The following is a 24469-nucleotide window of genomic DNA, read 5'->3' on the forward strand; positions in this document are numbered from 1 at the left end:
ATGAGCCCTTATGTAGATGCAATACGAAAAAATTTGGATCTGACCCAGAACAAGACACTAAAAGTTCTAATCTATGAGGCCTTTAGAAAAACAATTATTTTAGGTGAAATTCCTGCTGGTTCTCGTATCAACGAAAAAGAATTTTCTGAGGTATTAAATATTAGCCGTACCCCGATTCGTTATGCGATGACACAGTTAGTGAATGAGCAATTGGTGGAGCATGTTCCCCGTGTTGGTGTTGTAGTAAAAGGAATCAGTATCAAGGATGCCTATGAAATCTACGACATTCGTAAATCACTGGATACCTTGGCTACCATTAAAGCCATGGAATGTATGACTGATGAAGACTTTGCGGAGCTAAAAGCGTTGCTGGAACACGGTGAACAACTAAACAAAGAAGACAAGGTGGATGAAGTCCTGCAGAATTTTTCTGACTTCAATGCCTTTATTTATGAAAAAAGTCAAATGCCTCGTCTGAAGTCAATTGTACTAAATTTACAAGCTTATCTCGTTTATTTCCGCGACATCGCCATTCGTTCCTCTGATCGCCGAGTACTGGCCTTGGATGAGCATTGGTTGATTTACCGTGGTATGCGCACCAACAATATTGAACAAATTACCTTAATTACCCACGAGCATTTAGAACGCTCATTGCAATTTATTTTAAAAGAAATGGAGCGGCGAAAAATTGACTGATTTAGCTTCATCAATCACTGAATATGCCAAACAAGCGCTATGGCTGGAGGTTTCATTGACACCTAAGCCGGGGCTAGTTGATCAAAAGACCAATGGTGCCCATCATGATATGGACTTTTCTACCTTTATAAAAAGTATCGATAGCTTAACTCCTTATTTCCAACAGTATTTCGAATTGGGCTATCAGCATACGGGTGACTTAATCACCCTTTTTGATCAGTTACGTCATGCGGGAAGTCAAGCTGAAAAAGCCATGCTAGAGGCTACCAATGGCGTTAACACCCATAAAGGAGCTAATTTTTCCTTTGCTGTTTTGTTAGGCGCAACTGGCAAACATGCGAAAAAAAATCCTCAGTTGTCTCTGCCTTTTAGTGAATCGGACACCCAGTCCATTTTACAGTTAGCCGGTGAGATGACTAAACACCTGATTCAAAAGGATTTTGACGGGTTGCATGAGAAAGAGCACTTAACCTATGGGGAACGTTTGTATTTAGAAAAAGGTATTACTGGGATTCGTGGCGAAGCGGCCGAAGGGTATCCTAGCTTAGCTGAACAACTGTTGCCCTTTATACGAGCCAATAAAGAAGAAGAACCTCAGCTTTTGCTTTTGCGTAGTTTGGTTTATTTAATGAGTGAGATCGAAGACAATAACTTGCTTCATCGCGGTGGCTTTGAAGCCCTGGAGCTCGTGCAAAAAGAATGCAAAAAAATTCATCAAGCAAATCTTTCTGAAGAAGACCTGCTCAATGAATTAATCTCTTATGATATACTATTAACAAAGCGCCACCTTAGCCCTGGTGGAGCGGCTGATCTGCTGGCATTAGGGATCTATTTTGCTGAGCTAGAAGGTCTAATTCATTCCCCTTTAGGCAAAAATGTATAACCCAAGCCCCAGATCGTTTTGATATATTTCGCATTTTTAGGGTCATCTTCAATCTTGTTACGCAAATGATTGATGAAGACCATGATGGTGTTAGCATCTAGCTCGCCAGCACCCCAAACGCTATGATAAATTTGTTCCTTGGTAAATACTTGGTCGGGATTTTCCATAAAAAATTGCATTAATTTAATTTCTTTGGAAGACAGCTTAATCGGCTGGTCTTTTTTAAATAATTGATAGCGACCCTTGTCATAACGGAAATCACCTTCGACAATTTCATTGGTTTCCTCGACAATCTTTTGGTTTCTAAGAACTTTTCCCCGATCCAAAGTAGCTACTACTTGGGCTTTTAATAAATTAGGTGAAAATGGTTTGGTAATATAATGATCAGCACCTACTTCTAAGCCTGTAATGATATCTTCTTCCTTTTTCTTACCGCTAAGGAAAATGATCGGTACCACCAGATCTTCTTCACGAATCAACTGAGCTAAGTGATAGCCGTCATTTTCGTGTTCTAGACTAATGTCTAAAATGAAGAGATCAAATTTTACTCGACTCATGATATCAATCGTTTTTTCCACTGAGTCGCTTTGATAAATTAAAATACCTGTCGCTTGCAATGATTTCCAGATTAGTCGCCGGATAGCTGGATCATCATCTACAACCAAAATCTTTTCGTTTCTCACAGTCGTTCCTCCTGTTGCTTGACTTATTACCTTATTTACGGAAAGGATCATTATGAACAAACCTTCAAATAAGTGGTTAAGTATTAGCTTGATCAGCATACTTGTCTTAACGATTATCGGCATTGTCGTGACGGCGACCACCTATCGTAGTACGCAAAAACATGCATTAAAAATGGGGTCTGATCAGCTAGTAAAAATAAACGATCTTGCCATCGATATTTTAAAACTTGAAATTGAAACTTACTCCCTGTCATTGGAAGATTATGCCTCCAATGTTTTTACTGACGATGATGCGCCCTTAACCTTAACCCAGACGCAACAACTAGAAAAGAGTCTAAGCAAGCGGGCTTCAGCCGTTGCTGGGGTGTACTTATTGGATTTAGAGGGCAATATGCTGAGCGGTATGGCTTTTGCAGACCGCCAGATGGTTTCACAACCTGAATTACCCAGCTTTATAAAAAAAGACAGCTCCTTTGAAGAGGCGCTTCAAGGCACGGTGAATCAAAATGGCGATAGCTACTTTCACGAAAACCGCTCTTATTTAAATCTTTATCGCTTGATAACCGACAGCCAAAATCAACCAACTGCCCTTTTAGTGTTGCCTTTGGATCTTGAAAAGCTTTATCTGGCTACCTTAGATTCTGACGATCAGCTTAATGGCTACACGATGATTAAGGATCAGGCGATGAAGGTAGTCATGCATCCTTCCAGCGAACAGATCAGTTGGTCCATTATTGAAGACCGCCAAAGAGAATATCCTGATTTTGATTACTCCGATCTAGAACATTTAGAAGAAACACAATTGGCTAATTCAGAAGGCACTATGAGCTATTACTCCTATTGGTGGGATCAAGATCCCCCGCCACGTGTGCTCAAATTGGCTGCTTATAAATGGATTACCGTTGGTGAAGCGAGATGGGTTGTTGCTACTAACTTAGACTTTTACGAACGTAACGGCACCGCCTTACAAGAAAGTATGATTATACTCGGCTTGCTCTGCATGTTGTTAGCTATCGTCTTGTTGATGGCAGTCAGCATGCGTAATTACGCCCGCCGCAATCAAAGCTATATGGAAAACCTTCGTCTACTTGAACGCCAGAAACTAATGGACGAACGGCATTCCTTAGAAAAAAGCATGCTGCAGGAATCCAAACTAGAAACCATCGGCTTGTTAACAACTTCGATTGTTCATGATATGAATAATTTCTTAACACCAATGATTGGCAATTTACAATTAATGATCGAAGAACACCAAGGCAACGATGAATTAGTTTCTGATCTGAATGAAGTATACCACGCAGCACAACGAGGACAAAAACTTTCCTCCAACGTCTTGCGATTTTCTAAAGTTGCATCAAATACCAAAGAAAAAGTAAATATTACAGCAGCCGTTTCTGAAGCAATTGAAACTATGCGTATCTTGATTCCACGAACGGTGAAACTACGATTTGAAGGACAAGATACTGGCTTTGGTTACTTTGAAAAAGAGGAGCTTCATGTCATTTTGTACAACTTATTAACCAATGCCTATCAAGCCCGACAAATCAATACTGAAATCAATGTATTGGTTAAACTGGCAGATAAGCATGAGGCTAAAGAATTCCAAGAGCAATCGGTTGTCTACCGGGATAAACAGTTTGCCTTAATTCAAATTACCGATAACGGCCCGGGTATCTCTAAAGAAATCGAAGACAAAATATTTACACCCTTCTTTACGACCAAAACTGCTAGCGGCGGAACTGGCTTAGGACTGTTTATTGTCTCATCCATCGTCAAAAAGAACGATTGGCCGCTTTCAGTTACTAGCTCTAATGCCGGCACTTCCTTTGTTATTGCCATTCCTTTAATAAAAGAAGCGTCTGACAGCTAGTTAACTAGCCTTTTACAAGTCCTCTTCATCGGATTTGTGGAAGGCTTTTACTCTTTCTAAAACAAACAAAACAATAACCAAAACCAAAATGGAAATTGCTAAGAAAAACGACTCGACCCCATCTCCTTGAGCCAAAAGTAATTCTCGTAAAATAGCTGTGATACTGATTAAAATCAAATAACGTACTGGAATATGATGCCCTTCCTTAACATAGCGCAGCAGCATCAAAATAATTTCCAGCAAAATGAATAAAGTAGCCACCTCTTCAATTAATACAGACAACTCTTCCATTGTAGCCAGTGGAATAACATGAGTAATGATTGTAAAGATTGCTTCTCCCATTACGATCAAAACGACAATAATTAAGAGCCCCAGCAAGATATCAATAACTGTACTAATACACTTTTCAAAAATCTTATACTTATTCCCCAAAGATTTCCTCCTTTGTTTTCTTTCATTATAACTAAAATATTCTTATAAAATAGAGAAAAAACAATAAAAAGACAAAAAGATCCCTCTCTTGATAATTACCAAAAAAATTTCATAAGAAATAATTTTGTTGCTGCAATATACAACAATTTAACAAGCAATTTTTAACTATTAAAACAAAAAATTGCAGGTATAAATACCTGCAATCAGACCTCTATTCATTAGCATGCGCATCGGACAGATCATTTCCGCTACCTTGCTGATTAGTTGGAAAACTCGTAGGTGCCGAACCCAAATTACCCAAGCTGATGTCAATCGAAACCGTATACTCCAGTGGTAAATAGACACTGTGAGTACTCATGCCAATCACTGTTCCTTTGGGCTGATCAGAATCAACGTGACGAATGACATAGTTGATATTGGCTCCTTTAGATTGAAACTCCTCGTAAAAATATTTTTGCAAATCCCCTTCCACCGTAGTTCCTCTCAAGTCCTTCAAATAAGGTTGCCCCAAAGAATAAAGAACCTGTACTCTTAAATCATCCTTGGCATTTAAAACCGTACCGGCAGCTACACTTTGTGAAACTAACTGTCCATAAGGTAAATCATTGGTGTATACACCTTTGGCTTGGACTTGCACACCTTCTACTGCATTTGCCGCATCCTCTAAACTGTATTCAGCAAAGTTTGGAACAGGGAACCCTTTGCCCAATGAAACAACCACCGTCATGGCATCCTTTTTGGCAATTTTCTCGTTGGTTGCAATACTTTGAGAAATAATACCGTCAGCGGGGATATCATTTGATGTGCTCTCTTCATAAGTCATTGCAATCTCATTATTGCGCGCCCAGGTTTCCACTTCACCACGAGTTTTTCGCACAAAATCTGGCACTGTAATATCCTTTTTATAAGTCTCTTTGCCTTTTGAATAAAACACCTTGGCAGCATCCTTGCGGCGATAATTCTGTTGGGTGACTTCTGCATTCGCAATTTCAAAACGCAGGTAATGATTCTTCTCCACTTCGTCACTGTATTCTTCAATTAACGAAAGGTTGGTGGCTTGGTTTTTATCTATCCAGTTTTCTGCCTCCTGTTTACTCATGGCAGAAAAATCCGGCAATTTAATTTGTTGCTCGGGATCAGGACCTTTACTGGTGGTTAGGCGGATTGTAGCGCCTTTTTTTACCCGACTACCGGCTTTAACCGACTGCTTTAAGACTGTATTAGCTGACTTTTCCAATGAATATTCCTGTTTTGTCTCCACCTGCAGCTTATTTTCAGTCGCCCACACCCGTGCTTCAGACAATTCTTTATCTGTAAAATTTGGCATCTTCACATGGCTTATTTGATAATAAACCACCAAACATAGAATCGTTAACGCAATCACACCGAAAATCACCCGCCGTTTTTTTCGCTGCTGTTTTCCTTGATAGGATTCATCTACCTCTGTCAGCTCAGTTTTTTGACGGCGGCTTTCTTGCCGAGGAGTCTTAAGTGTTTCAGGCTCAACTTCAGGTGGCTCTTTTTTTACTGGTGATTTCTTATCCCGCTGCTTTTTGGGGTCTTTTTGGTAATTGTCCTGATTAAAATTAGATAGAAAATCACTCATAGGCAACCAGCTCGCCTTGTTTTAGGTAGAAGGTTTTGTCTGATTGCTTGGCAATTTCCTTCGAGTGTGTCACGACAATCACACACTTATTGTGGGTAAACGCTAAGTCACTAAAAATATCAACAATTTCCTGCTCCATTTCCTCGTCCAAATTTCCGGTGGGCTCATCGGCTAAGATAATATCCACATTCGTTGATAGTGCGCGTGCAATCGCCACTCGTTGCTGTTCCCCGCCGGAAAGCTGCGTGACCAAGCGATCGGCCTTTGTTTGAGTAATCCCAATATAATCCAGCAAATTATAAGCAACTTCCTTTTGCTCACTAGGCAGGGTATTATCGGTAATATTCATCGCCACCAAAACATTTTCCAGGGCAGTTAAATACGGGACTAAATTGTAATTTTGGAAAATAATGCTAATATCGTCTCGCCGGTATTCTTCATAGCCGATACTGCGAATATTTTGATCTTTGTAAAGAATCTGACCTTCTTTAGGTTCGTCTAAGGCACTAATGAGGGAAAGAAACGTCGTCTTACCCGAACCTGATTCGCCTAAAATCGTATAAAATTGACCTTGTTCAAAATTAATCGAGGTATTTTTAAGAATAATGCGTTTTTGATCTCCATCTTGATAAAAGTAGCTGACATTTTTTGCTTGTAAAATAGCCATCTTGTTCTCCTCCTACATCATAATTTTCTTGGGATTCAAGCGCATCACATACGTCAACGGTAAAACAGCTGCCAAAAGTACGGTGGCTAATCCGGCGATTAAAAACGTAACAATATAGGTCAAGGAGAAAGTGACTTCATAATTACTTATTATGTCATCGGTGGTCAAAGTCGGACCTAAGCTTTGGCCGCCAAATACCAGCATTTGATTCGCTGCATTTTGTGCCTCAGCCAACGCATCACTGGACACCAGCGATTCGGAGATCATTTTCCCTAAAATATTACCGGTGACTAAAGATAAGCACATGGCGACTAGGCTAATCAGCAATAGTTCTAACACTACCTGTTTCATGATCTTCTTTCGTTTTTCGCCTAAGGATAAATAGATGCCCCATTCGTGCTTACGATCTCGTAAAAACAGTACTACGACTAAGGATATAATCAATAAGGAAGCCGCAATAGCTAGAACAACTACGTAACCTGAGATAGTAGAGAGCTTCTTCACACTGCCCCCAACCTTGTCAAACTCATCTGTTGAAGCCGTTGCTTTATAACCTTCCGGCAATAAAGCGCTCATTTCTTCTTTAAAAGCGTCTACATCATCTGGTGATTTCAAATTATAAACCGGCGTAATTAATTCTCGATCGTCCGCATCTTCAAAAGCTGCAGGATCAAGTTCTTTACCTTTTTCAAACTCCGCTTGATTAATTGACTGAACCAGTTTATTCGACATATAGACCGTATTGAATTGGTCCATTTCCATGAATTGCTGCTCAAGCCCGCCACCTTTGCCGTCCTCTTTCTTTTCCTCTAACTTCACCGGTTCAAACAAGCCGACAATCTTTACCGAGTGCTTCAAAGCTTCTTGAGACTCTGAGCTACCGTCTTCTTTTTGGGAAACCACAGTAGTATCTAAAACCATTTGATCACCGACACTCAAGCCATTCTCATCAGCAACTTTTTTTGAGATAACCGCTACTGGCAGACCACTGTCTAATTCTTCCTTAGAAGGCAGCTTGCCATCGACTAATTTGATTTTTTTGTTAGTGAAATCAGCGGGCTCTTCTTTATTAGTCCCCTTTAGCGTCAGCACATTCATACTGCCATTGACACTATAAGAAACATTATCGTTCGCTTCAAGCTGATAGCTTTTAAAATCACCTAAGGTTAGATAACCAGAATAGCTATAGTCAAAGTCCTTTACATAGCGAGACTTGCCAATCTCTTTGACTGTTTCTTCCTTCAAAGGATCAGGTGCTTGGATCGCCGCCATCGAGTCGCTTTCTTCCATCAGCTTATCAAAATCAACCTCAGCAGTAACGGTTGCCCCTAATTGCTGCTTCATTTTTTTCTCGACGTTTCCAGTGGATTGTTGGATGGCGATGGCGCCGGCAATCACATTTCCTAAAACAAAAATTACGGCAAAAAGAATCAACGATTTGCCCTTTCGACGGCTGACACTATACCATGCTCGATTCCAATAATTCATTTTTTATGTCCTTTCGATCAAAGAACCGTTCTTGCTAATCTATTTGCTGTTCTTTGATAAATAATAGTTTGCCCCCATTCAACCCCCAGAGTTCATCAGCAAATTTGATTGTTTGTTTCCCTTGCGAAGCGATGATCAGGCATTTCGCATTTTTTCGGCAAAAATTCGTCAGCTTTTGCAGCAAGTCGGTCTCCAGCCATTCCGAAAATAATTGATCCGGCTCATCTATCAAGACCAGCTTTGCTGGGCTAGACATGACTTTGGCGCAGTAAACTAGTTGCTGTACCTTTTTCGAAAGCCGTGTGATGGGCATTTTGATTTGCTGCGGTGTGAGTCCAACAGCTAAAAGAACGTTCTCCAGCTCACTGCTTTTCACAGAGCATCCTGCCAGTAAGGCTGCCAGCTCCAAATTTGCTAACGGTGTATCATTGACTAAATTACCGTTCTCAAACAAGCACACTACCTTTTTTGCCCGATACATTTCCCGATCAATTGCAGCCAAATCCGTTCCATCAAAATAAATTGCCCCAGACGTACAGACTTCAAGGCCGGCAAGTAATGACAACCATGTACTTTTCCCAGACTGTGGTCCACCCAAAATATGATAGACCCTACCCGGTAGAAACGTTGCTGTCACCTGATTGATAATGGAGACCTTGGGCTTATTTATTTGATAACTGGCATTTTCTACGAATAGTCGTCTCATTTCCTTGAATACCTCCCCAAGCGGAAAGAATAATGGCCAAAAACATACAACAGACGACTCGTTAAGGTTACAATAACCAGTAAAAAACTAGTCAGATAGACACCTAGCAACAGTTTGACTCTGCTGCTTGCCCACACCAGTCGCCGCAGTTCACCAGTATCAATTGCCACTTGCTTCAAGTCCAACAGCGGAAACTGCTCCTTGCTCGCTTGTGCCAAACGACTCACCCATTTTTGCGCCACCGCTCCACTAAAAAAGCTGGCTGCTGTACGTGCTAACGTCCAACAAATCAAAGCAATTAACGTGATTTCCAGCAAATTACTGAGCAATAAGTGCTTTGGCTGAATCCCCATTAAACGTAGCGCATACGTATCGGATCTGCGTTGTTTGAAGAACTGCCAATAGCCAGCCCCTAGCAAGAACAAGGTAATCAAACTTCCCACTACTGTTGCATTTAACCAAAATTCATTGCGGTTACTAAAGGTTTCAAAGCCTTGTAGGAAAAGCTGACCGCTTTGTACTTGGTATCCATTGAAGGCGGACAGTTGCTTTAGTTCCTGCCGCAAATCAGTCACATTTTTGGACTGATCTAATTGAAGCGTCAGCGTCAAGAAGGCATCTTCAGCAACGTCACCTAAATACTCAAAGGTCGTCAGATTGACAAAGACTGCGGCAAACATTCCTTGCTGTTTTTCCTCCGTTGACTTTATAATACCTACAATCGTCAGCTTTTTATCACCAATGATCAGCTCATCTGCAAGCTTTAATTGATTGGCATCGGCAAATGGTTGGGTCACCAGACAAGTTCCCTCTTCAAAAGGCAACTCGCCTTCCAGCTTGTCCACAGCGCCATCCCCCAAAAGCTTCGTCAATGAATCGTCATCTAAGACGGTTAGACTCGTTCGGGCATTATCTGCCGGACTGACAAAGGTTGGATCCGAGTAGGTGATCGTCCCTTGCAGCTCTGGAGAATTGGCTGCATCAATATTCTCGATTGCTACGGCTGTATAACCAGATAATTGACTGTTTTTGACATAAGACAAGTGCTTCAATTGCTGGTAATCCGCTTCTTTCAAATTTGCTGCCTGCTGTTCGACATTATAATCTGGCTCAATAGTTACGATGGCATCTGTTTGCTTTTTCAATTCTGCTAGTGAGTAATTTGTTGCAGTGTACACTTGCAGCAGGAAAAAGAACCCCACCAGAATGAAAAAGAAAAGCAAACCGACAAATAGATCATTTCGCTTGTTCCGCTTAAGATTTAACCATGCATGTTTGATGATGCTTCTCACTTTTTCTCCTCCACTTCTGTATACTAGCAAACCAATTGTTAACTCTGTGTTAACTATTCCACACTAGGAAAGGTCAAATAAAAAGTTGACCCCTGATTTTCCTCACTTTCCAAATAAACGAAACCCTGACACAAGCTGCAGACATGCATCACAACCGACAATCCAATTCCATAACCGTCTTGTTTTAATCCTTGAATCCGGTAACGATGAGAAAAAATTTCCGACTGCCGTTTTTGGGGAATACCCGAACCTTGGTCCGCTACTTTTAATAAAATACTGCCATTGTGATTTTCAACTGAAACAACGATCGGCTTTCCTTCGCCATACTTAATCGCATTATCTACTAAGTTAGAAATCGCCCGATAAATCCAGCGGTCCTTGCCGTAAATCAAGGTCGGCTTTTCTTCGTCAAAAGTAAAAAACAGCTTCGGATAATTCTTTTTGTACAAATCACATACCTCAGCCCCGATCATCGCTACATCCACCAGTTCATCCGTTAGATCTCCTTGATTATTAGACAAGGTCAAAATATCATCGATACTATCAGTCAGCCGATCCAACACCTGAAGATTCGCTGACTCTGCTGCCTCCAGCTCAAGATTGGTCCGTAAAATCGCAATTGCATTTTTTTGTTCATGGGTTAAATAGCTGTTCAAACGCTTGTAGTCGCTAAGATGCCCGTCAAATTTCTGTTTCAAATTAGTAAACGCACTAGAAACCGCCTCATCCTTCACACTACCGGTACTCAACTGCTCAATAAAATTTAGATCATGAGTAATCGCCAATACCTGACCTTGGTAAATCCGCTTCAGCACCGCCCACAGAAAAAAAGTCAGCAGCAAAATAATACTGCAAACGACCAATGCCACCGTTGGTAAATATTTAAAATACTCATTCATATATAAATTATCCAGCGTTTCACTAGTGACCGCCTGACCCATAATGTCATAATCAGCTGCCGAAGAAACTTCTACATTAGCTTGCTGAATATTATGCACAAAAAAAGTGTCGCCTAAAGAACTTGCGACATTCATTTGCAAAATATTACTGCGCATTAAAACAAAGCTGACAATTAAAACGCCTGTCACCAGCAACGAAAAGACCAGCATCGTCAAGGTCATCTTAAAGTTCAATCGCATAATTGATACCCCTTCGCCCGAATATTTTTCAACAGTTCTTTGCCTGCAGCATCCGCCAGCTTCTTCTTCAAACGCGCCATATGTACCCGCAATACTGAAGAAAAAGGATCAAAATCTTCGTCATAAACCAGTTCCGCAATCTTAGCTACCGAGACAATCGCTGGATAATTCTCCGCAATACACAATAAAATATCAAATTCCTTCGGCTTCAGTTCAATCGGCTTTGTCCCATAGATCACCTGACGGCACACCGGGTTCACTACAAGCTCACCAATTGTAATCTGCGGTGTTGTCCTTCCATGAAATCGACGAATAATTGCCCGCAATCTCGCCGTTAGCTCAAGCAGCTCAAATGGCTTTACTAAATAATCATCCGCTCCAAAGTCTAAACCTTTTGCCCGTTCCTGAATCTCATCGCGAGCCGTAATAATAATGATCGGTGTCTCCACTGCTGATTCCCTAAGAAAATTCAAGATAGCCAAGCCATCCTTATCCGGCAAATTCAAATCCAATAAAATCGCATCATATAAATTCACAAAGGCCTTCTCTTCACCGACCGCTCCTGTATGGGCTACATCCACCGAAACATTTTCTCGCTCCAGTCCGGCCTTTACTGTAGTTGCCAATTCAATATTATCTTCGATCATCAAGACTCTCATTGCCCGACTTCCTTTCTTTTGCTCCGTTCATTCCTTCTTTCTAAAATAGTATCTAAAGCTTTTCCTTTGACTGTGGCTTTTTATTGAAGAATTTGTGAATATCTTCAATAAAAGACAATTTTCATTCATCTATTGTAAGAAAGGCTTTGCGGATGCCTTCAGCTTTGGCGGACTAAAACTGACAGTCGGCTAAATTGCTTCCCCAGTTTCCTGAAATTCTCCTTCAAGGCTGGCAAAGCTAGTTTTTTGAAGCTGGGCGACTTTAACGTTATTCATACCTTTCTACTTTCTAACCTATTCAGCAAAAAAATCGAAAAAACTAGCCCTCAAGCTAGTCTTTTCGATTTTTGATTTTTAAGCTTAGGCTTCATTTTACGATTATTACTACTCTTGTAAGAGCTAGACAATATTTCCTCTGCTACCTTGGCAAACGCTCCCGTCGACTCAACATAGGGACACCTTGCCCAGCCGGTTCTTTTGAATACCAATAAGCAACCGTGGCTACATCATCTTGTCGTTCAAACAACTGAACATCATCATTGCCGATCTGCTGCAAAGTGACAGTTAACTCTTGGTTAAACACGATCGGATCTTGCAAATGCCAACGATACAACCCGTGACAGGGTAACCCATCATCCCCAAAAGCATGTACGGCATTCAGCTTCCCCGTCTCAAAGCGTTCTCTGGTAGTGTCTCGATTGGATTGATATGGATAACCTAAAAATGGGGTACAATAGTTTTTCGCATGGGGCCGTCCAAATTCATCAAACTCATGAAAAGCCCAAGCCCCGCCAAAATAATCTTCAGTGCCCGTAGAGGTAACCGTGGGGTATTCTGAATCGCCATCAATATAGAATTTGAATTCACCTTCCCCCCACCAATATCGTTCCAAACTAGTCAAAGCTAAATAGGTGCCCACATAATAGCCCGATCCTTTCAAGCCGCTGATTAATTGATAGTCCTGTTGATACTGTGTGATTCGCTCACGGCGCCAATTGGCATGAAAGTACATGGTATTTTCCACCAGCTCATCAACTAAAGCATAATTAATTGTATAAAAGAAAGAGGTCATGTCTTTCGGATGTTGATTTTCAATCGTAACTTTAGCTGAGGACTGAAAAGGCATCTCAAAATAGGAGTTAAATCCCCCGGTTGGATTCACCACAATTGGTAATGAATTCACATCACAGCGCTGCCCGAACCCATTACAAAAGAAATCCCCTAGAGGACTTTCCACCGCAGGAAATTCCTCATCATCCCAATAAATCCGTAAAATCAAATCACGTAAAACAAAGCTGCCAAATTCCGTTCTATCGCGGATAGTCATCCACATATGACGAATAATACCAGGCCCAGTGATTTGAGCAATTACAGTTTCTTCTCCACTTTTTAAAGGAATTGCCCCTTTTCCTTTTCGGCTAGGCCCCAGCGAACTTGACTGCATCGCAGCCTTACCTTTTTCGCCGGTTGGATTTTCCGGTGTAATCGCTCGACTTTGGCTTTTTTTATACTGAGTAATCTCATTTAATAGACTCATTTATCTCATCCTTTCACTTATCAGCTGATTACTGACCACATACTCCACATCTTTTGCAAAATAGCTGCCCTGCAGTCTGACTTTCAGCGGTTTACTCCGGTGGTTGATTAAGGTTACCCCTTCTTTCTCCCAATAGATACTCAGATACTTGTCTCCCAACCTAAAGTTTTCCCAAGTAAATGCCGTTAACCCATCCATAGGTGCAAAAATTAAGGTACCTTCTTTCAAGCTTAACCCTAAATAATGAGTCACAAACAAGCTAACAAAAATACCTGAGGCCCAGCCACACTTCCCGCAACCAAAGTCCCGCACAACTTGACCTCGTTGTGGCTTTAACGGATAAGGCCACCACCACCAAGAGCCGTCTAAGTCTGCCAGCTTTTTCAGCACGTCTAGTTTTTCTTCAAACAAACTAGCCTGTAAAGAACCACTCATCAACATCGTGGTATACCCAGGAAAAGTGGCACCTGATTCCAGCCCCCAAGTAATCCCTTCGACAATTCCACTATAAGTGGGATTCTCTTTACTCCCTGCAAAGCGCATACTATTTTGATACAAGGGATCATCAATCGGCTGAAACCCATAAAAAGCTGCCAAAGTCGTATCTGATTCCTCTCCATCATGCATCATCAAATTAATTTTCCCTTCTTCAATTACTGCATCCAAAAAAATCAATCCCTGCTCAAGAATTGGCTGCTGGTACTGCTCAACAGAGGTATAAATTTGATTCTTTACGTCAGCACCTTCTAAAAATTGACAACCATAGGGCCCTTCAATGGTCAAAAAACTCAAAATATCAGCTTTGATTTTTTCGGCAATTGCTAAATAATCAGCAGATGATTTAAGGTCCCCTTTACACTGATAAAGCTTTGCCAATCCTTCGCAAGCTTTCCAAAAACAAATATTGGTTCCTGTATGATACCGGCCCAAAGCATAGGCATCGCTGAGCCAAACAGAATGAATCAGATATTTTTCTTGATCCTCCCGAGCAGCCAGCAACGCTTCCACTGTCTGCTGACCTTTTTCCAAAATTTCTGGATTTTCTTCAAAAAAAGCTGAACCATAATAGTCCAGATACAAGCTAGCTAACAACAGGGGAGCCAACGCATTACTAGCTGAATGGATGACCCCTCCGGGAAATTTTGATCCTGGGAATTTGATTGCATATTGTTGAAACCATAAAATCGTCTGCTCCATTAACTCCTGATCAAAAAATAAGAAAGGCAAAGAGGTATAATACATGTCCTTATTCCAAATTCGCTTGGTAGCTGGATAGCTGCCCCAATTACTACCTACTAGTTGCTTTTCTTTATTCAGAGCGAAAGCTGAAAAACTTTGATAAATTGCCCGCTGAAATAAACTAGCCATATACTTATCCGGCAGTGTCAGCTTGCCAAAACGACTTCGGAAATAGTCCAAGGTTTCTTCAAGCCAGTCAGCTATGTTCGCCTTCTCAAAGCAAGCACCTTCTTCATAGCAATTGGGATCAGACAAGGCACTAGCAGCGGTGGTTTTCTCTTGCGGTTTAATTTCTACCTCTGCTAATTGCTGGCTGTAAATCAATACATTTTGCTGGTCAGAATATTTTTCTTGATACAGTTTAGGGGGCAGAAAGCGCACCTTCAAGGTCTCCCCGCAGGTATTTTCCAACACGAAATAATAAACCAGACAGCTTAAGCGTACCTGCTTAACAATTGGACAAAAAGGTACGACTGTTAAGCGAAATTTCGAATACTCATGGACAAAGCGGGGATTGATATTGTCCATAACGTCAGCAATGATACGATGTTCGTCGTTCTCTAAGGAATATGGCTGTCCATTCACCATCAGCTCAAATGAAACCTTGCTCGTTTGCGTCAACTGCTTATTCACCCAAACCCCCGGCTTCTCCTCCGTTAAAAAGTTTTGCTGGTAAAAGGTCAAGGCTTTCAAATTGCCGAAGACATTCAAATTGGCCAGAACTTTTTGGTTGGACACATCAAAGGATAACCCCTCATCTGGCAGTTTGTTGCGGTAATAACTTACTTCATTTTTAGTCGTGTATTGTCCGTTATCGATGCGCAAGTGGAAGTAAGGATTCGTTTCTGTTGTAAGCATAAAAGAGTTCTCCTTTAGTGAAAAAACGTGGTTATGACAGAAGTGTTCAGCTTCGAGAATAACTACTTCAGTTACATCGATTATACGGTTTTCTGCGACTGTGACGTTTTATGTCACAGCCACACCACCTCAATTAGTTTTAAGCAATTCCTAGGAAAGAAAGCACAATTCCTAAAACAACCATTCCGAAGATAATTTTGATTACGCCCACTTTATTGTTTAGCAGCTTAAAGCAACCCAGTGTAACTGCCAAAGGAATAATCCCCTTAAAAATACTGTCCAATACTTCTTGGACATTCATGATTTCTTCTCCTTTCATGGAGAAGGTCAAAATCGTCGTAAAATTTACCATATTAATGGTCATAGCCCCAACCATAATCAACCCTAAAATACTGGCTGCCTTTGTCAAAATCTCAATTAAGCCGTTTGCATACATTTTTTCGATATATTTTGATCCAAGTGAATAGCCTAGAATACCACCATAGTACCGCATGCCAAAATTAGGAATGTTGAACATTATTAAAAAGATAATTGGTGCGAAAATGTTACCAGCATTTGCTAAGTTAATCGCTAGCCCCGCAGAAACGACTCGCCATACTCCCCAGAACAACGAGTCACCAATTCCAGCCAGTGGACCCATCAAGCTGGTCTTAATGGCATTAATACTTTCCACATCAAACCCGCTTTTTTCTGAATTCTCCTTCTCCATCGATGCCGCAATGCCAATAATGAAAGAGGCACAAGGGATTGTTGTAGAGAAATACTGGGAATGCCGCTCTAAAGCTGCAGTTTTTTCCTGTTCGTCATGGTAAAAGTGATTGATAAAAGGCATCATAGAGTAGGCAAAACCCCCACCGCCCATGATAACTGGATTTACAGAAGCATACATCGTCATCGAGCGCCAAAACATTTTTCTTACAAGCTTTTTCTCTTCTTTAGTAATCGTTTGTCCTAATTTCATTGGAAAAATTCCTCCTCTTCCTCATCAATTACTGCTGCTCCAACTGCGGTCGCTTGAGGTGCCACTGGTGTCTTCTTCATTTGCATATCTCTTTGAGCAATAACAATTGCGATAATAGTTCCAATAACAGCTATAGCGATTAAAGGTAGTTCAAAGTATGCCATCAATACCACACCAAGGAAGAACCAAACTGCGATTGATTTGCTCCAAAGCATCCGTAGCAACATCGCCATCCCTACAGCAGGTAACAAGTTACCTGCAACCGTTAAACCATTCATAATTACTTCTGGAATATTATCTAAAACAGCCTTCACAACATCAGCACCAAATAATACTGCAAAGAAGGGAATAAGAGCATATAACGCGTAATGAACAAACCACATGAAGTAGTGGAGAGAGATAATCCCTTTTTGATTATTATCTTTAGCCAATGTAAAGAATTTGGCGGCCATTGGACCACAGACAAAAGAGAAAATCATATTCATTAGTTGTAATCCTAAAACAGCCAAAGGGAAAACTAAGGGAATAACCGCATCTACATTACCACCCATCTTGATAGCAAAAGCGGTAGCTAGACCTGCAGCTAATGAAGGTTCGGCGGTACTGGAAATACCGATATTTACTACACCCATGAAAATTGCTTCTAAGGCCGCCCCGACAATTAACCCCGTCTGAACATCCCCCATTAAGGCGCCAACTAAAGGTGCTACGACAATTGGCCGACTCAACATGGACATTCCAAACATCTCATGCCCCGCAACGCCAACAAAAACTGCGAGTGCTACTACAAAAGCATCATACATAATCCGATCTCTCCTTTTTTAATTTGCTAAAACATCACTAGCTAAGCGTTTTTCCATTGCAGGTGTGCCTTGAAAAACTGTTTCTGGATACAGTGCAATTAATTCCTCTAATGCACTAATTTCCTCCGGTGTCAGCATGACTTCTTTAGTCAGCAGCTTTTTATCTGGAGAAGGAGGTGTCATCTTTCCTGCATTCCCAACATTCATGAGTTCTATTTCATTAGGAAAGGCTTTGGCCAGCTTAACAGCATCTTTTACGGTAGGAACTAAAACCATCAACCGCATCTCCTGCGAACGTGGATTTTGCAACAATTGAATCGCGCCATCAACTGATTTAATAATCGTTTTTACATCGGCAGGAGCTGCCATTTTTAACGTCATCTTTTGGATATCATTTTCAGCCGCTTCGTCACTAGCTACCACCAAACCATCTAATTTCAAGGTCTTCGTCCAAGTCATTGCCACCTGTCCATGAATCAATCGTTCATCTATTCGTACTGCTGTAATCATTTTATTTCCTCCTTTTGTTCTTAATTGAAAAAATCTTCATCACTGTCTTCTACAATCACCTGGGGATGCAACACGTTTATCTGCAATTCTCGACGGGATTTTTCAATCATTTCCTCTAACATACTTGTCGTCACTTGATCAGGTCCCAACAGAATTTCTAAAATCACTGGGAAATTAAACCCGCTGATAATCCGAATGGCTAAATTTTCCAACAAAAAACGTTCGGTAATTTTTTGATTGACGCTGCCGCCATATAAATCAGTAAAGACAAAGACTTCATCTGCTTTTTCCAAGCTGTTAATAAAATTTGTCAATTCTTCATTTAAATCGACACCTTCTTTATAGGCATTAATTGTTGTAATACCCGCAGTAGTACCGGTAATAACCTGGATGCTGCTAAGCATCCCTTGTGCTAAATCACCATGTGAGGCAATTAATAGTTTTTTCATCTGCTTATTTCCTTTCCGCTACTTTACACTTTTATATAAAGCAATTAGCGTGCCAACTTTTCAACCCGTTGATTTTATAGGCTTTTTCTACCAAAAAAAGATGTGTCTAATCTCAAAAAATCCGATTAGACACATCTTTAGACACTTACTTTTGAATAAATGGTCCTAGTAACTCATACAGCAAGGAGATTTCATAGGCTGTTACTTTAAAATTGAATTTCATCTCCATCGATTGAAAAATACTGTGGGAAACATAATGGAACTTCTCAGCCTCTTTAGACATTTCCGGCAGTGTGTCTTCAGTTTTTTCGGTCCTAGCCAAAAACAAACGCTCAATCATCAGTGCAGTATGCATGTACAAGTTCAATTTCACCTTCCCATGCAGCTTGAACTGATAGTAATTTTCATATTTAGCCACTGCCGATTCTACTTCCCCCATGACCAAAGTGGGATTCAAGAAGGTTAAGCGGTCAGCAATCCCTTCAAAGGAGAAAAACTTAATTAGCTCCTCGATCAGGCGTTGAAATTCTAGCGGGTTCATTTCCTCACTCAGTAATTCTTCTAATTGCTTACTGCCTTTTTCGCTAAGTACATTATAAATGTTAATGTTATCAATTGAAAAAGACTTAGGTAAGTCTGAGGTGGTGATGACCAGCTTAGTTTTGCTGAAGTAATTCTCCTCGTTTTGGTCTATCAAGGCTTTTAGTTCTTTGTACTCCTTAGTAAAAACTTCCAAATTACTAGCAGAAAGATGGTCACGAAAAATCTCTTTCAGTTTATCTGAAATCCCTAAACCAGACATACACGAAATGATGATATTGTTCTTTTGAGCAAACCCTTCAAAGTATTGCACATTGATGGAGTATTTTTCGGTAGCGTCTTCGGCAATTCGATCAAACGGAGCATTTATAGACATCTTCAACCCAATATCCAACGCAATCGAGGTGGTTAAATTATTTATTAGCAGAAGTTCCCCTTTTAAGTCATGCTTAATCTGTGTATAGATTTGATTCAACGAACCCATGTCTACAATTAATACTAAACTGTCAGTGTTCACTTGACGATGAACAAATTCTTTTGTCCGTTGGATAATTTCTGAAACATTGCTTTCTACTGGCATGTCTAAAGCTTCGAACACATAGTTGCCGCATAATTGATTTACCACAGACTGTATACTACTAGCGGTACTTTCACCGTGAGCCAGCAACAAACCTTTTAGTTCGATTTTTTCATCTACATAATCCGCTAAAATGACAATTAGGATCAACAATAGTTGTTGGCGCTCTTGAAAGGTTTGTTTGGGCAATTCCGCGATGAATTGTTCAGCCACATGAGACGACCTAGGATAGCGTTTCATTACAAGCTTGATTATCTCTTGCAAGTCATCCTCCCAGTAAAGAAGCTGTGTGAAAAAACCGCTGCTGATTTTTCCGGCTGCTCCGCTTTTTACTAACCCATATTTCTTAATAATAATTTGTTCCCACAAATATAGGTAGGTATTAGACAATAATTTTTGTAACTTAGTCGTGGCTGCTTGATTCACTTGTGATAACAACTCCTGTACATCTTTTTTCAGTTGTCCTTCATTCAGTTCGACGCTCTGGCTAATATTTTTAATAATTCTTCGAAGTGGCTGCTCATAAGTAAAGCCCTCAGCAGAATAGGTTAATTCCTTTTGCCAATCAATCACAATATCTTCATGAAACAGCAGCTCGTTGCTCAAATGAGGGAGCTCCAACAGCTGAGCAATTTCTTTTTCTGAAATCCGCAACATTGGACCCAGCTCACGACTAAAGACATTCGCACAGCTGATTTTTATGCTATTTTTTAACCCACCAATATTCCCTGTAAAGTCATGCTGGATCAATAATGACAAAGCTTCTTTAGTCAATAAAATATCCCGCTGAATAATTTTCGCTTCTTGGTAGAAGAAGGCTTCAATCATGTACAGCTTTTCCATCAAAGGTCGGCTGTAAAAAGGCGGTAGTTCCACCAATAACTGAATCCGACGGGCGAAAGTATCTAACAAATACTCTTCTTTTTTTTCAGTAGTAGCAAAAATAAAGCGGACTTTGGCTGTTGACCAGACCTGATTCTCACCAATCGGGCGGTAATTACCGGAATCCATGAACAAAAATAGTTTTTCCTGATTCTCTTTTGATAAGCGATGAACTTCATCCAAGAATAGGTAACCAGTATCGGCAGCCGCCAAAAGGCCTTGCGTATCTTTTTCGGCACCGGTAAAGGCCCCTTTTTTATAACCAAATAATGTAGCTGCCAGCAACTCAGGATTATCTGCGTAATCTGCACAATTTAGGACGACAAAAGGTGCTTCCTCCCTGAGAATACTTTGTTCCACTGCATATTCATGAATCAACTTTGCCAAAAAGCTTTTCCCGACACCAGTATCGCCCGTAATTAAAATGCTCAACCCATTCGGTGGATACTTCACAGCGGCAATACATTGCTGAATGGCTTCCTTTAGACTGCCATCATACCCAATCACTCGTTGAAAAACATTTGACTGCTGGATACCCACCCCAGAGTGCTCCGTCAAATAGGCCTCCCAACGAACAGGCTTCCCCGGAATTTTAGCAACCGCTTTCTCTTCCAATAAGCGAGATAAGTAGTGACTAGCATTTTGCCGAGAAATACTTAACTGTTCTGCTACTTTTTCAGCGGTAACTGCGCCATAGCTTTGATTCAGCTGGATCAAACAATCATAAACTTTTTCCTTTGCGCTTTTTTTCATTTTTGGTTCCTCTTCCCCATCTCTCTAAAATGATCATACAAAAAAAAGCTTAAACTGTCTAATTGGTATTTGTGTGATTAATTTTAAAAAAATCACTTTCCGTTACGAGTAATACCTAAAAATGAAGGTTACACCCTCTGTCTTGGCGACAAAATATATAGTATTATTTTAGTAAGAGCGCTATTGGGGAATAGCCATATTATTTAATATACGCAAAAAAAGGAGAGTCTATTCAAAAGCAAGAAAAAATTCGGAGAAAAGAGGGAGAAAAATGAAAAGGTTAGTGAAATTAGCTCTAGTTTTATCTTTAGGTTTAAGTCTTGCCGGTTGTGGAACTGGCAGCAGTGAAGAAACGATTACCGAGCAATCCCATACGATTGAATCATTGGAAAAAGCAAACAAAGAACTTTCGAAAACTGTTTCTTCCTTAGAAAAATCAGGCGATTCTTTTGAAAAAGAAAAAGCCGCGGCCACTAAAAAATCTAAGGAAGCTGAAGAAGTAGCTAAAAAAGAGGAAAAAGAAAAAGAGGAAGCAAAAAAAGCCGAAGAAGAACGCATTGCTGCTGAACAAGCAGAAGCGGCTAAAAAGGCCGAAGAGGAACGGGTCGCTGCTGAACAGGCAGAAGCCCAGCGAAAAGCGGAGGAAGCCAGGCTTGCCCAAGAGGCTGCCGCCGCTGCTGAAGCTCAGGCGCAACAGATCGCTCAACCTGCTCAAAGTGAAACGGTTTATGTAACTCCCACAGGCAGTAAGTACCATACTCACAAATGCGGCAATGGTACTTACACCCCGGCAACACTAGAAGAAGCACAAGCACGAGGGCTGACCCCGTGTTCCAAGTGCTACTAATACATGAACGGTTTTACTTAGTGCCCACAAAGCTAGTCTGCGAAACCTCAACCGTTAAGAAAAAAGGATCAACCCCAGCCGTTAAGAAGCTGCGCTTGATCCTTTTTTTGTCTAAATAAACTCTCTAACTGTCTCTGTCAAAAGCATATGATCCTCATCGTGCTTCAAGCCGGAAACACCGATGACGCCACGAACTTTCCCCTCAATAATGATAGGAAAACCGCCACCACAAACGGCGTACTGCTCATCATCAATCCAACCAGTATAGTCATCTTGATGGAAAAATACATAAAGTGACGAATGCCCACTATCCAAAACGGTCTTTTCTTTCCGTTTTAACCAATTGCTTTCATTTTTTCCATCCATAAGATATTGGAAGATCACTAGATCATCTAAAATAATCCGAACACCAACTGGTTTTAATTTGCTTGCTTGAACCTTTTCAATAATTCGTTGAGCGATTTTGTAACCAAGTTCATGAGTAAATTCTTTAAAAACCACTTCTTTTTCATCTTGAATGACCTGCTGCTTATCCATTTGTTCATCCCTCTCATTTTTGAAGTAAAAGCCAATAGACGTTGCTATTAACAACGCCCATCGACCAAATAATCTTAAGAATGTAATTTACTTTCTCTAGCCAAAGCCAAACAGCCGATGGTTCCGGCATTATCACCAAGTTCTGGAGTTACAATATATTCTTCCAGTTTTGGTGTTTTGACATAGCCATTCATTAATTGATCAAAAGCCTGATAGACTTTACCAAGTAATTGTTTTTGCTTCATCACACCGCCGCCCAAAATGATTTTGTCTGGCGCAAGCATCAAAGTAGTGTTATAGGCACATTGAGCTAAATAGTAAGCCTCGATATCCCAGTTTGGATCATCCTCAGCTAATTCTTGCCCTTTTTTACCGGCACGTTTTTGAATGGCAGGTCCTGCTGCCATGCCTTCTAAGCAAGTTTTATGGAATGGGCAATTCCCTTCAAATGAATCATCAGGATGATTACGTACCAACATATGTCCCATTTCTGGATGACTAAAGCCTTCCACGAATACGCCATCTTGCAATGCGCCGCCGCCAACACCAGTGCCGACAGTATAGTAAACAACACTAGAAAAACCTTGTCCAGCTCCAGCAATATATTCTCCATAGCAAGCTGCGTTTACGTCCGTTGTCCAAGCCATTGGTACATCAAAAACTTTCTTCAATGTGCCGACAAAATCATAATTCTGCCAAGCCAATTTAGGCGTAGAAGTAATATAGCCATAAGTCGGTGAATCCCGATGAATATCAATCGGGCCAAAAGAACCAATCCCGATGCTTTCCAAGTCATCTTTGTACTCCTGGAAGAACTCAATGACTAACTTCATCGTTTCTTCTGGTGTAGTGGTTGGAAAACTCACCCGTTTGTTGATGTTTAACTCTGCGTCGCCGATTGCACAGACAAATTTAGTCCCGCCTGCTTCGATTGATCCATATACCATGTTATCGCTCCCTTTTTATGCATTAATTTTTCTATTAAAAACTATTCTGTTTTAAATACCTGCTTGCTTTTTTGATACTCACTGGGAGATTGGCCCAGCTCCTTTTTAAATACTTTAGCAAAATAATTGCCATTAGCAAAGCCTACTTGTTGAGCAATTTCGTGAATCGTCTGCTTCCCTTCTGTTAACAAAGATAAAGAGCACATGACACGATACCTTGTTAAATAAGCCATTGGTGGTATATCATACGCCTCTTCAAATAGTCGAATGCATTTGTATTTAGAAAACTGAAATTGCTCTTCAATATTGCTTAAGCCGATCGCTTCCTGATAATGGGCTTCCAGGTAACTTTTGATTTTTTCAGCAGTCGGATGCTTTTCTTGCTTTTTCGTTAGTAATTCCTGCTTTAAGTCCACAATTAACTGATAAGCCAGCTGTGTATTTTCAAAAAAATCCAACTCAGACTGCTCTTTTAACCGAGAAGCCAGTGCCATTAGCTGCTGTCTGAAACAGGCTGAAGCCTTCGCATGACTTTGATTAACCGGAAAAAACCAAGGAATGATCTCTTTGGAAAATTCCACATACAAAAACTGCCAATCCTCTTGTCCATAATAACAGCAATCGCTGGGAATTTCAGCTAGAAAAAAGTCATCGGTCTGTTGAATCGTTGCTTGTCCCGAAATTTCAAAGGTTCCTTTGCCTGCCAAAGTATACTGCAAAATAACCAGATCATCTTTACGATTCTTGCCGTCCCAATAATAGTCTTTCCCGCCGTGACCGATACCGATTCCCTTTAAATAAGGTAACGAGTGGTGCTCTAGATAATAGTAGCTGCGAAAAAAGTAGTTTTGCAATTTTTTACCTCTTCGTTAAAATTATTTCTTCTTGTTTGAAAGCGATTGATTGCT

Annotated in this window: 23 protein-coding genes; 4 read left to right on the plus strand and 19 right to left on the minus strand. The window is 40.6% G+C overall.

The window, feature by feature from the left end:
* Together IGI42_RS06125 and citG are read left to right on the plus strand one after the other, a co-directional pair.
* The gene (locus IGI42_RS06125; protein ID WP_438714942.1) at window positions 1-696 is read left to right on the plus strand and encodes a GntR family transcriptional regulator; all 696 of its coding nucleotides are present in this window, start codon (window positions 1-3) and stop codon (window positions 694-696) included.
* Entirely contained in the window at window positions 689-1579 is an 891-nt protein-coding gene (gene citG, locus IGI42_RS06130; protein ID WP_438714943.1) for a triphosphoribosyl-dephospho-CoA synthase CitG, read from the plus strand. Before IGI42_RS06125 ends, citG begins: the two co-directional genes overlap by 8 nt.
* Here citG and IGI42_RS06135 read toward each other — a convergent pair.
* Window positions 1552-2262: a response regulator transcription factor gene (locus IGI42_RS06135; protein ID WP_438714944.1), complete on the minus strand. Its 711-nt coding sequence runs from the start codon at window positions 2260-2262 to the stop codon at window positions 1552-1554. The two genes, citG and IGI42_RS06135, sit on opposite strands and share 28 nt — an antisense overlap.
* A gap of 52 nt (window positions 2263-2314) precedes the next feature.
* On the opposite strand from IGI42_RS06135, the gene IGI42_RS06140 reads away from it, so the two are divergent.
* On the plus strand, window positions 2315-4132 hold the full coding sequence (locus IGI42_RS06140) for a sensor histidine kinase (protein ID WP_438714945.1): 1818 nt from the start codon (window positions 2315-2317) through the stop codon (window positions 4130-4132).
* Between the two features lie 12 nt (window positions 4133-4144).
* Here the strand turns inward: IGI42_RS06140 and IGI42_RS06145 are convergent, their stop codons facing one another.
* From IGI42_RS06145 to IGI42_RS06215, 15 genes are all read right to left on the minus strand, one after another.
* Window positions 4145-4564 (minus strand): phosphate-starvation-inducible PsiE family protein, encoded by a 420-nt coding sequence (locus tag IGI42_RS06145; protein ID WP_438714946.1) that lies wholly within the window; start codon window positions 4562-4564, stop codon window positions 4145-4147.
* A gap of 211 nt (window positions 4565-4775) precedes the next feature.
* Complete coding sequence (locus tag IGI42_RS06150) at window positions 4776-6170, minus strand: PASTA domain-containing protein (RefSeq protein WP_438714947.1); 1395 nt, start codon at window positions 6168-6170, stop codon at window positions 4776-4778.
* Entirely contained in the window at window positions 6163-6837 is a 675-nt protein-coding gene (locus tag IGI42_RS06155; protein ID WP_438714948.1) for an ABC transporter ATP-binding protein, read from the minus strand. The genes IGI42_RS06150 and IGI42_RS06155 overlap by 8 nt, the downstream gene beginning before the upstream one ends.
* Before the next feature lie 12 nt (window positions 6838-6849).
* Complete coding sequence (locus tag IGI42_RS06160) at window positions 6850-8325, minus strand: ABC transporter permease (RefSeq protein ID WP_438714949.1); 1476 nt, start codon at window positions 8323-8325, stop codon at window positions 6850-6852.
* A gap of 34 nt (window positions 8326-8359) precedes the next feature.
* A complete protein-coding gene (locus IGI42_RS06165; protein WP_438714950.1) occupies window positions 8360-9031 on the minus strand; it encodes an ATP-binding cassette domain-containing protein in 672 nt (223 codons plus the stop codon).
* Window positions 9028-10323, minus strand: a complete 1296-nt coding sequence (locus IGI42_RS06170) for an ABC transporter permease (RefSeq protein ID WP_438714951.1) — start codon at window positions 10321-10323, stop codon at window positions 9028-9030. The genes IGI42_RS06165 and IGI42_RS06170 overlap by 4 nt, the downstream gene beginning before the upstream one ends.
* Window positions 10324-10376: 53 nt before the next feature.
* Window positions 10377-11462, minus strand: a complete 1086-nt coding sequence (locus IGI42_RS06175) for a sensor histidine kinase (RefSeq protein ID WP_438714952.1) — start codon at window positions 11460-11462, stop codon at window positions 10377-10379.
* Window positions 11453-12121, minus strand: a complete 669-nt coding sequence (locus IGI42_RS06180; RefSeq protein ID WP_438714953.1) for a response regulator transcription factor — start codon at window positions 12119-12121, stop codon at window positions 11453-11455. The genes IGI42_RS06175 and IGI42_RS06180 overlap by 10 nt, the downstream gene beginning before the upstream one ends.
* A 418-nt stretch (window positions 12122-12539) precedes the next feature.
* The gene (locus IGI42_RS06185) at window positions 12540-13658 is read right to left on the minus strand and encodes a glycoside hydrolase family 172 protein (RefSeq protein WP_438714954.1); all 1119 of its coding nucleotides are present in this window, start codon (window positions 13656-13658) and stop codon (window positions 12540-12542) included.
* Window positions 13659-15755, minus strand: a complete 2097-nt coding sequence (locus IGI42_RS06190; RefSeq protein WP_438714955.1) for a glycoside hydrolase — start codon at window positions 15753-15755, stop codon at window positions 13659-13661.
* Window positions 15756-15894: 139 nt separating this feature from the next.
* Window positions 15895-16716, minus strand: coding sequence for a PTS system mannose/fructose/sorbose family transporter subunit IID (locus tag IGI42_RS06195; RefSeq protein ID WP_438714956.1), 822 nt, complete (start codon window positions 16714-16716; stop codon window positions 15895-15897).
* Window positions 16713-17519, minus strand: coding sequence for a PTS mannose/fructose/sorbose/N-acetylgalactosamine transporter subunit IIC (locus IGI42_RS06200; protein ID WP_438714957.1), 807 nt, complete (start codon window positions 17517-17519; stop codon window positions 16713-16715). Before IGI42_RS06200 ends, IGI42_RS06195 begins: the two co-directional genes overlap by 4 nt.
* 18 nt (window positions 17520-17537) lie before the next feature.
* Window positions 17538-18029: a PTS sugar transporter subunit IIB gene (locus IGI42_RS06205; protein ID WP_438714958.1), complete on the minus strand. Its 492-nt coding sequence runs from the start codon at window positions 18027-18029 to the stop codon at window positions 17538-17540.
* Between the two features lie 20 nt (window positions 18030-18049).
* The gene (locus IGI42_RS06210; RefSeq protein WP_438714959.1) at window positions 18050-18478 is read right to left on the minus strand and encodes a PTS sugar transporter subunit IIA; all 429 of its coding nucleotides are present in this window, start codon (window positions 18476-18478) and stop codon (window positions 18050-18052) included.
* A gap of 145 nt (window positions 18479-18623) precedes the next feature.
* Window positions 18624-21230 carry a sigma 54-interacting transcriptional regulator gene (locus IGI42_RS06215; RefSeq protein WP_438714960.1) on the minus strand — a complete coding sequence of 869 codons (2607 nt, stop codon included), beginning with the start codon at window positions 21228-21230 and terminating at the stop codon, window positions 18624-18626.
* Between the two features lie 271 nt (window positions 21231-21501).
* On the opposite strand from IGI42_RS06215, the gene IGI42_RS06220 reads away from it, so the two are divergent.
* Window positions 21502-22077 (plus strand): hypothetical protein, encoded by a 576-nt coding sequence (locus tag IGI42_RS06220; protein ID WP_438714961.1) that lies wholly within the window; start codon window positions 21502-21504, stop codon window positions 22075-22077.
* Between the two features lie 111 nt (window positions 22078-22188).
* Here IGI42_RS06220 and IGI42_RS06225 read toward each other — a convergent pair whose 3' ends face one another.
* From IGI42_RS06225 to IGI42_RS06235, 3 genes are all read right to left on the minus strand, one after another.
* Complete coding sequence (locus IGI42_RS06225) at window positions 22189-22614, minus strand: heme-binding protein (protein ID WP_438714962.1); 426 nt, start codon at window positions 22612-22614, stop codon at window positions 22189-22191.
* A 74-nt stretch (window positions 22615-22688) separates the two neighbouring features.
* Window positions 22689-23561 carry a fructokinase ScrK gene (scrK, locus tag IGI42_RS06230; RefSeq protein WP_438714963.1) on the minus strand — a complete coding sequence of 291 codons (873 nt, stop codon included), beginning with the start codon at window positions 23559-23561 and terminating at the stop codon, window positions 22689-22691.
* Window positions 23562-23602: 41 nt separating this feature from the next.
* Entirely contained in the window at window positions 23603-24415 is an 813-nt protein-coding gene (locus IGI42_RS06235) for an AraC family transcriptional regulator (protein WP_438714964.1), read from the minus strand.
* Between the last annotated feature and the right edge of the window lie 54 nt (window positions 24416-24469).

Origin of the sequence: Enterococcus sp. AZ109 (assembly GCF_051714625.1) — a bacterium.
Classification (GTDB): domain Bacteria; phylum Bacillota; class Bacilli; order Lactobacillales; family Enterococcaceae; genus Enterococcus_A.

Coding starts and splice junctions, on each gene's coding strand:
- IGI42_RS06150 (WP_438714947.1), bottom strand. CDS start 6,170: ATGAGTGATTTTCTATCTAATTTTAATCAGGACAATTACCAAAAAGAC.
- IGI42_RS06165 (WP_438714950.1), bottom strand. CDS start 9,031: ATGAGACGACTATTCGTAGAAAATGCCAGTTATCAAATAAATAAGCCC.
- IGI42_RS06155 (WP_438714948.1), bottom strand. CDS start 6,837: ATGGCTATTTTACAAGCAAAAAATGTCAGCTACTTTTATCAAGATGGA.
- IGI42_RS06205 (WP_438714958.1), bottom strand. CDS start 18,029: ATGATTACAGCAGTACGAATAGATGAACGATTGATTCATGGACAGGTG.
- IGI42_RS06140 (WP_438714945.1), top strand. CDS start 2,315: ATGAACAAACCTTCAAATAAGTGGTTAAGTATTAGCTTGATCAGCATA.
- IGI42_RS06160 (WP_438714949.1), bottom strand. CDS start 8,325: ATGAATTATTGGAATCGAGCATGGTATAGTGTCAGCCGTCGAAAGGGC.
- IGI42_RS06185 (WP_438714954.1), bottom strand. CDS start 13,658: ATGAGTCTATTAAATGAGATTACTCAGTATAAAAAAAGCCAAAGTCGA.
- IGI42_RS06215 (WP_438714960.1), bottom strand. CDS start 21,230: ATGAAAAAAAGCGCAAAGGAAAAAGTTTATGATTGTTTGATCCAGCTG.
- IGI42_RS06190 (WP_438714955.1), bottom strand. CDS start 15,755: ATGCTTACAACAGAAACGAATCCTTACTTCCACTTGCGCATCGATAAC.
- IGI42_RS06175 (WP_438714952.1), bottom strand. CDS start 11,462: ATGCGATTGAACTTTAAGATGACCTTGACGATGCTGGTCTTTTCGTTG.
- IGI42_RS06125 (WP_438714942.1), top strand. CDS start 1: ATGAGCCCTTATGTAGATGCAATACGAAAAAATTTGGATCTGACCCAG.
- IGI42_RS06195 (WP_438714956.1), bottom strand. CDS start 16,716: ATGAAATTAGGACAAACGATTACTAAAGAAGAGAAAAAGCTTGTAAGA.
- IGI42_RS06225 (WP_438714962.1), bottom strand. CDS start 22,614: ATGGATAAGCAGCAGGTCATTCAAGATGAAAAAGAAGTGGTTTTTAAA.
- IGI42_RS06220 (WP_438714961.1), top strand. CDS start 21,502: ATGAAAAGGTTAGTGAAATTAGCTCTAGTTTTATCTTTAGGTTTAAGT.
- IGI42_RS06200 (WP_438714957.1), bottom strand. CDS start 17,519: ATGTATGATGCTTTTGTAGTAGCACTCGCAGTTTTTGTTGGCGTTGCG.
- IGI42_RS06210 (WP_438714959.1), bottom strand. CDS start 18,478: ATGAAAAAACTATTAATTGCCTCACATGGTGATTTAGCACAAGGGATG.
- scrK (WP_438714963.1), bottom strand. CDS start 23,561: ATGGTATATGGATCAATCGAAGCAGGCGGGACTAAATTTGTCTGTGCA.
- IGI42_RS06180 (WP_438714953.1), bottom strand. CDS start 12,121: ATGAGAGTCTTGATGATCGAAGATAATATTGAATTGGCAACTACAGTA.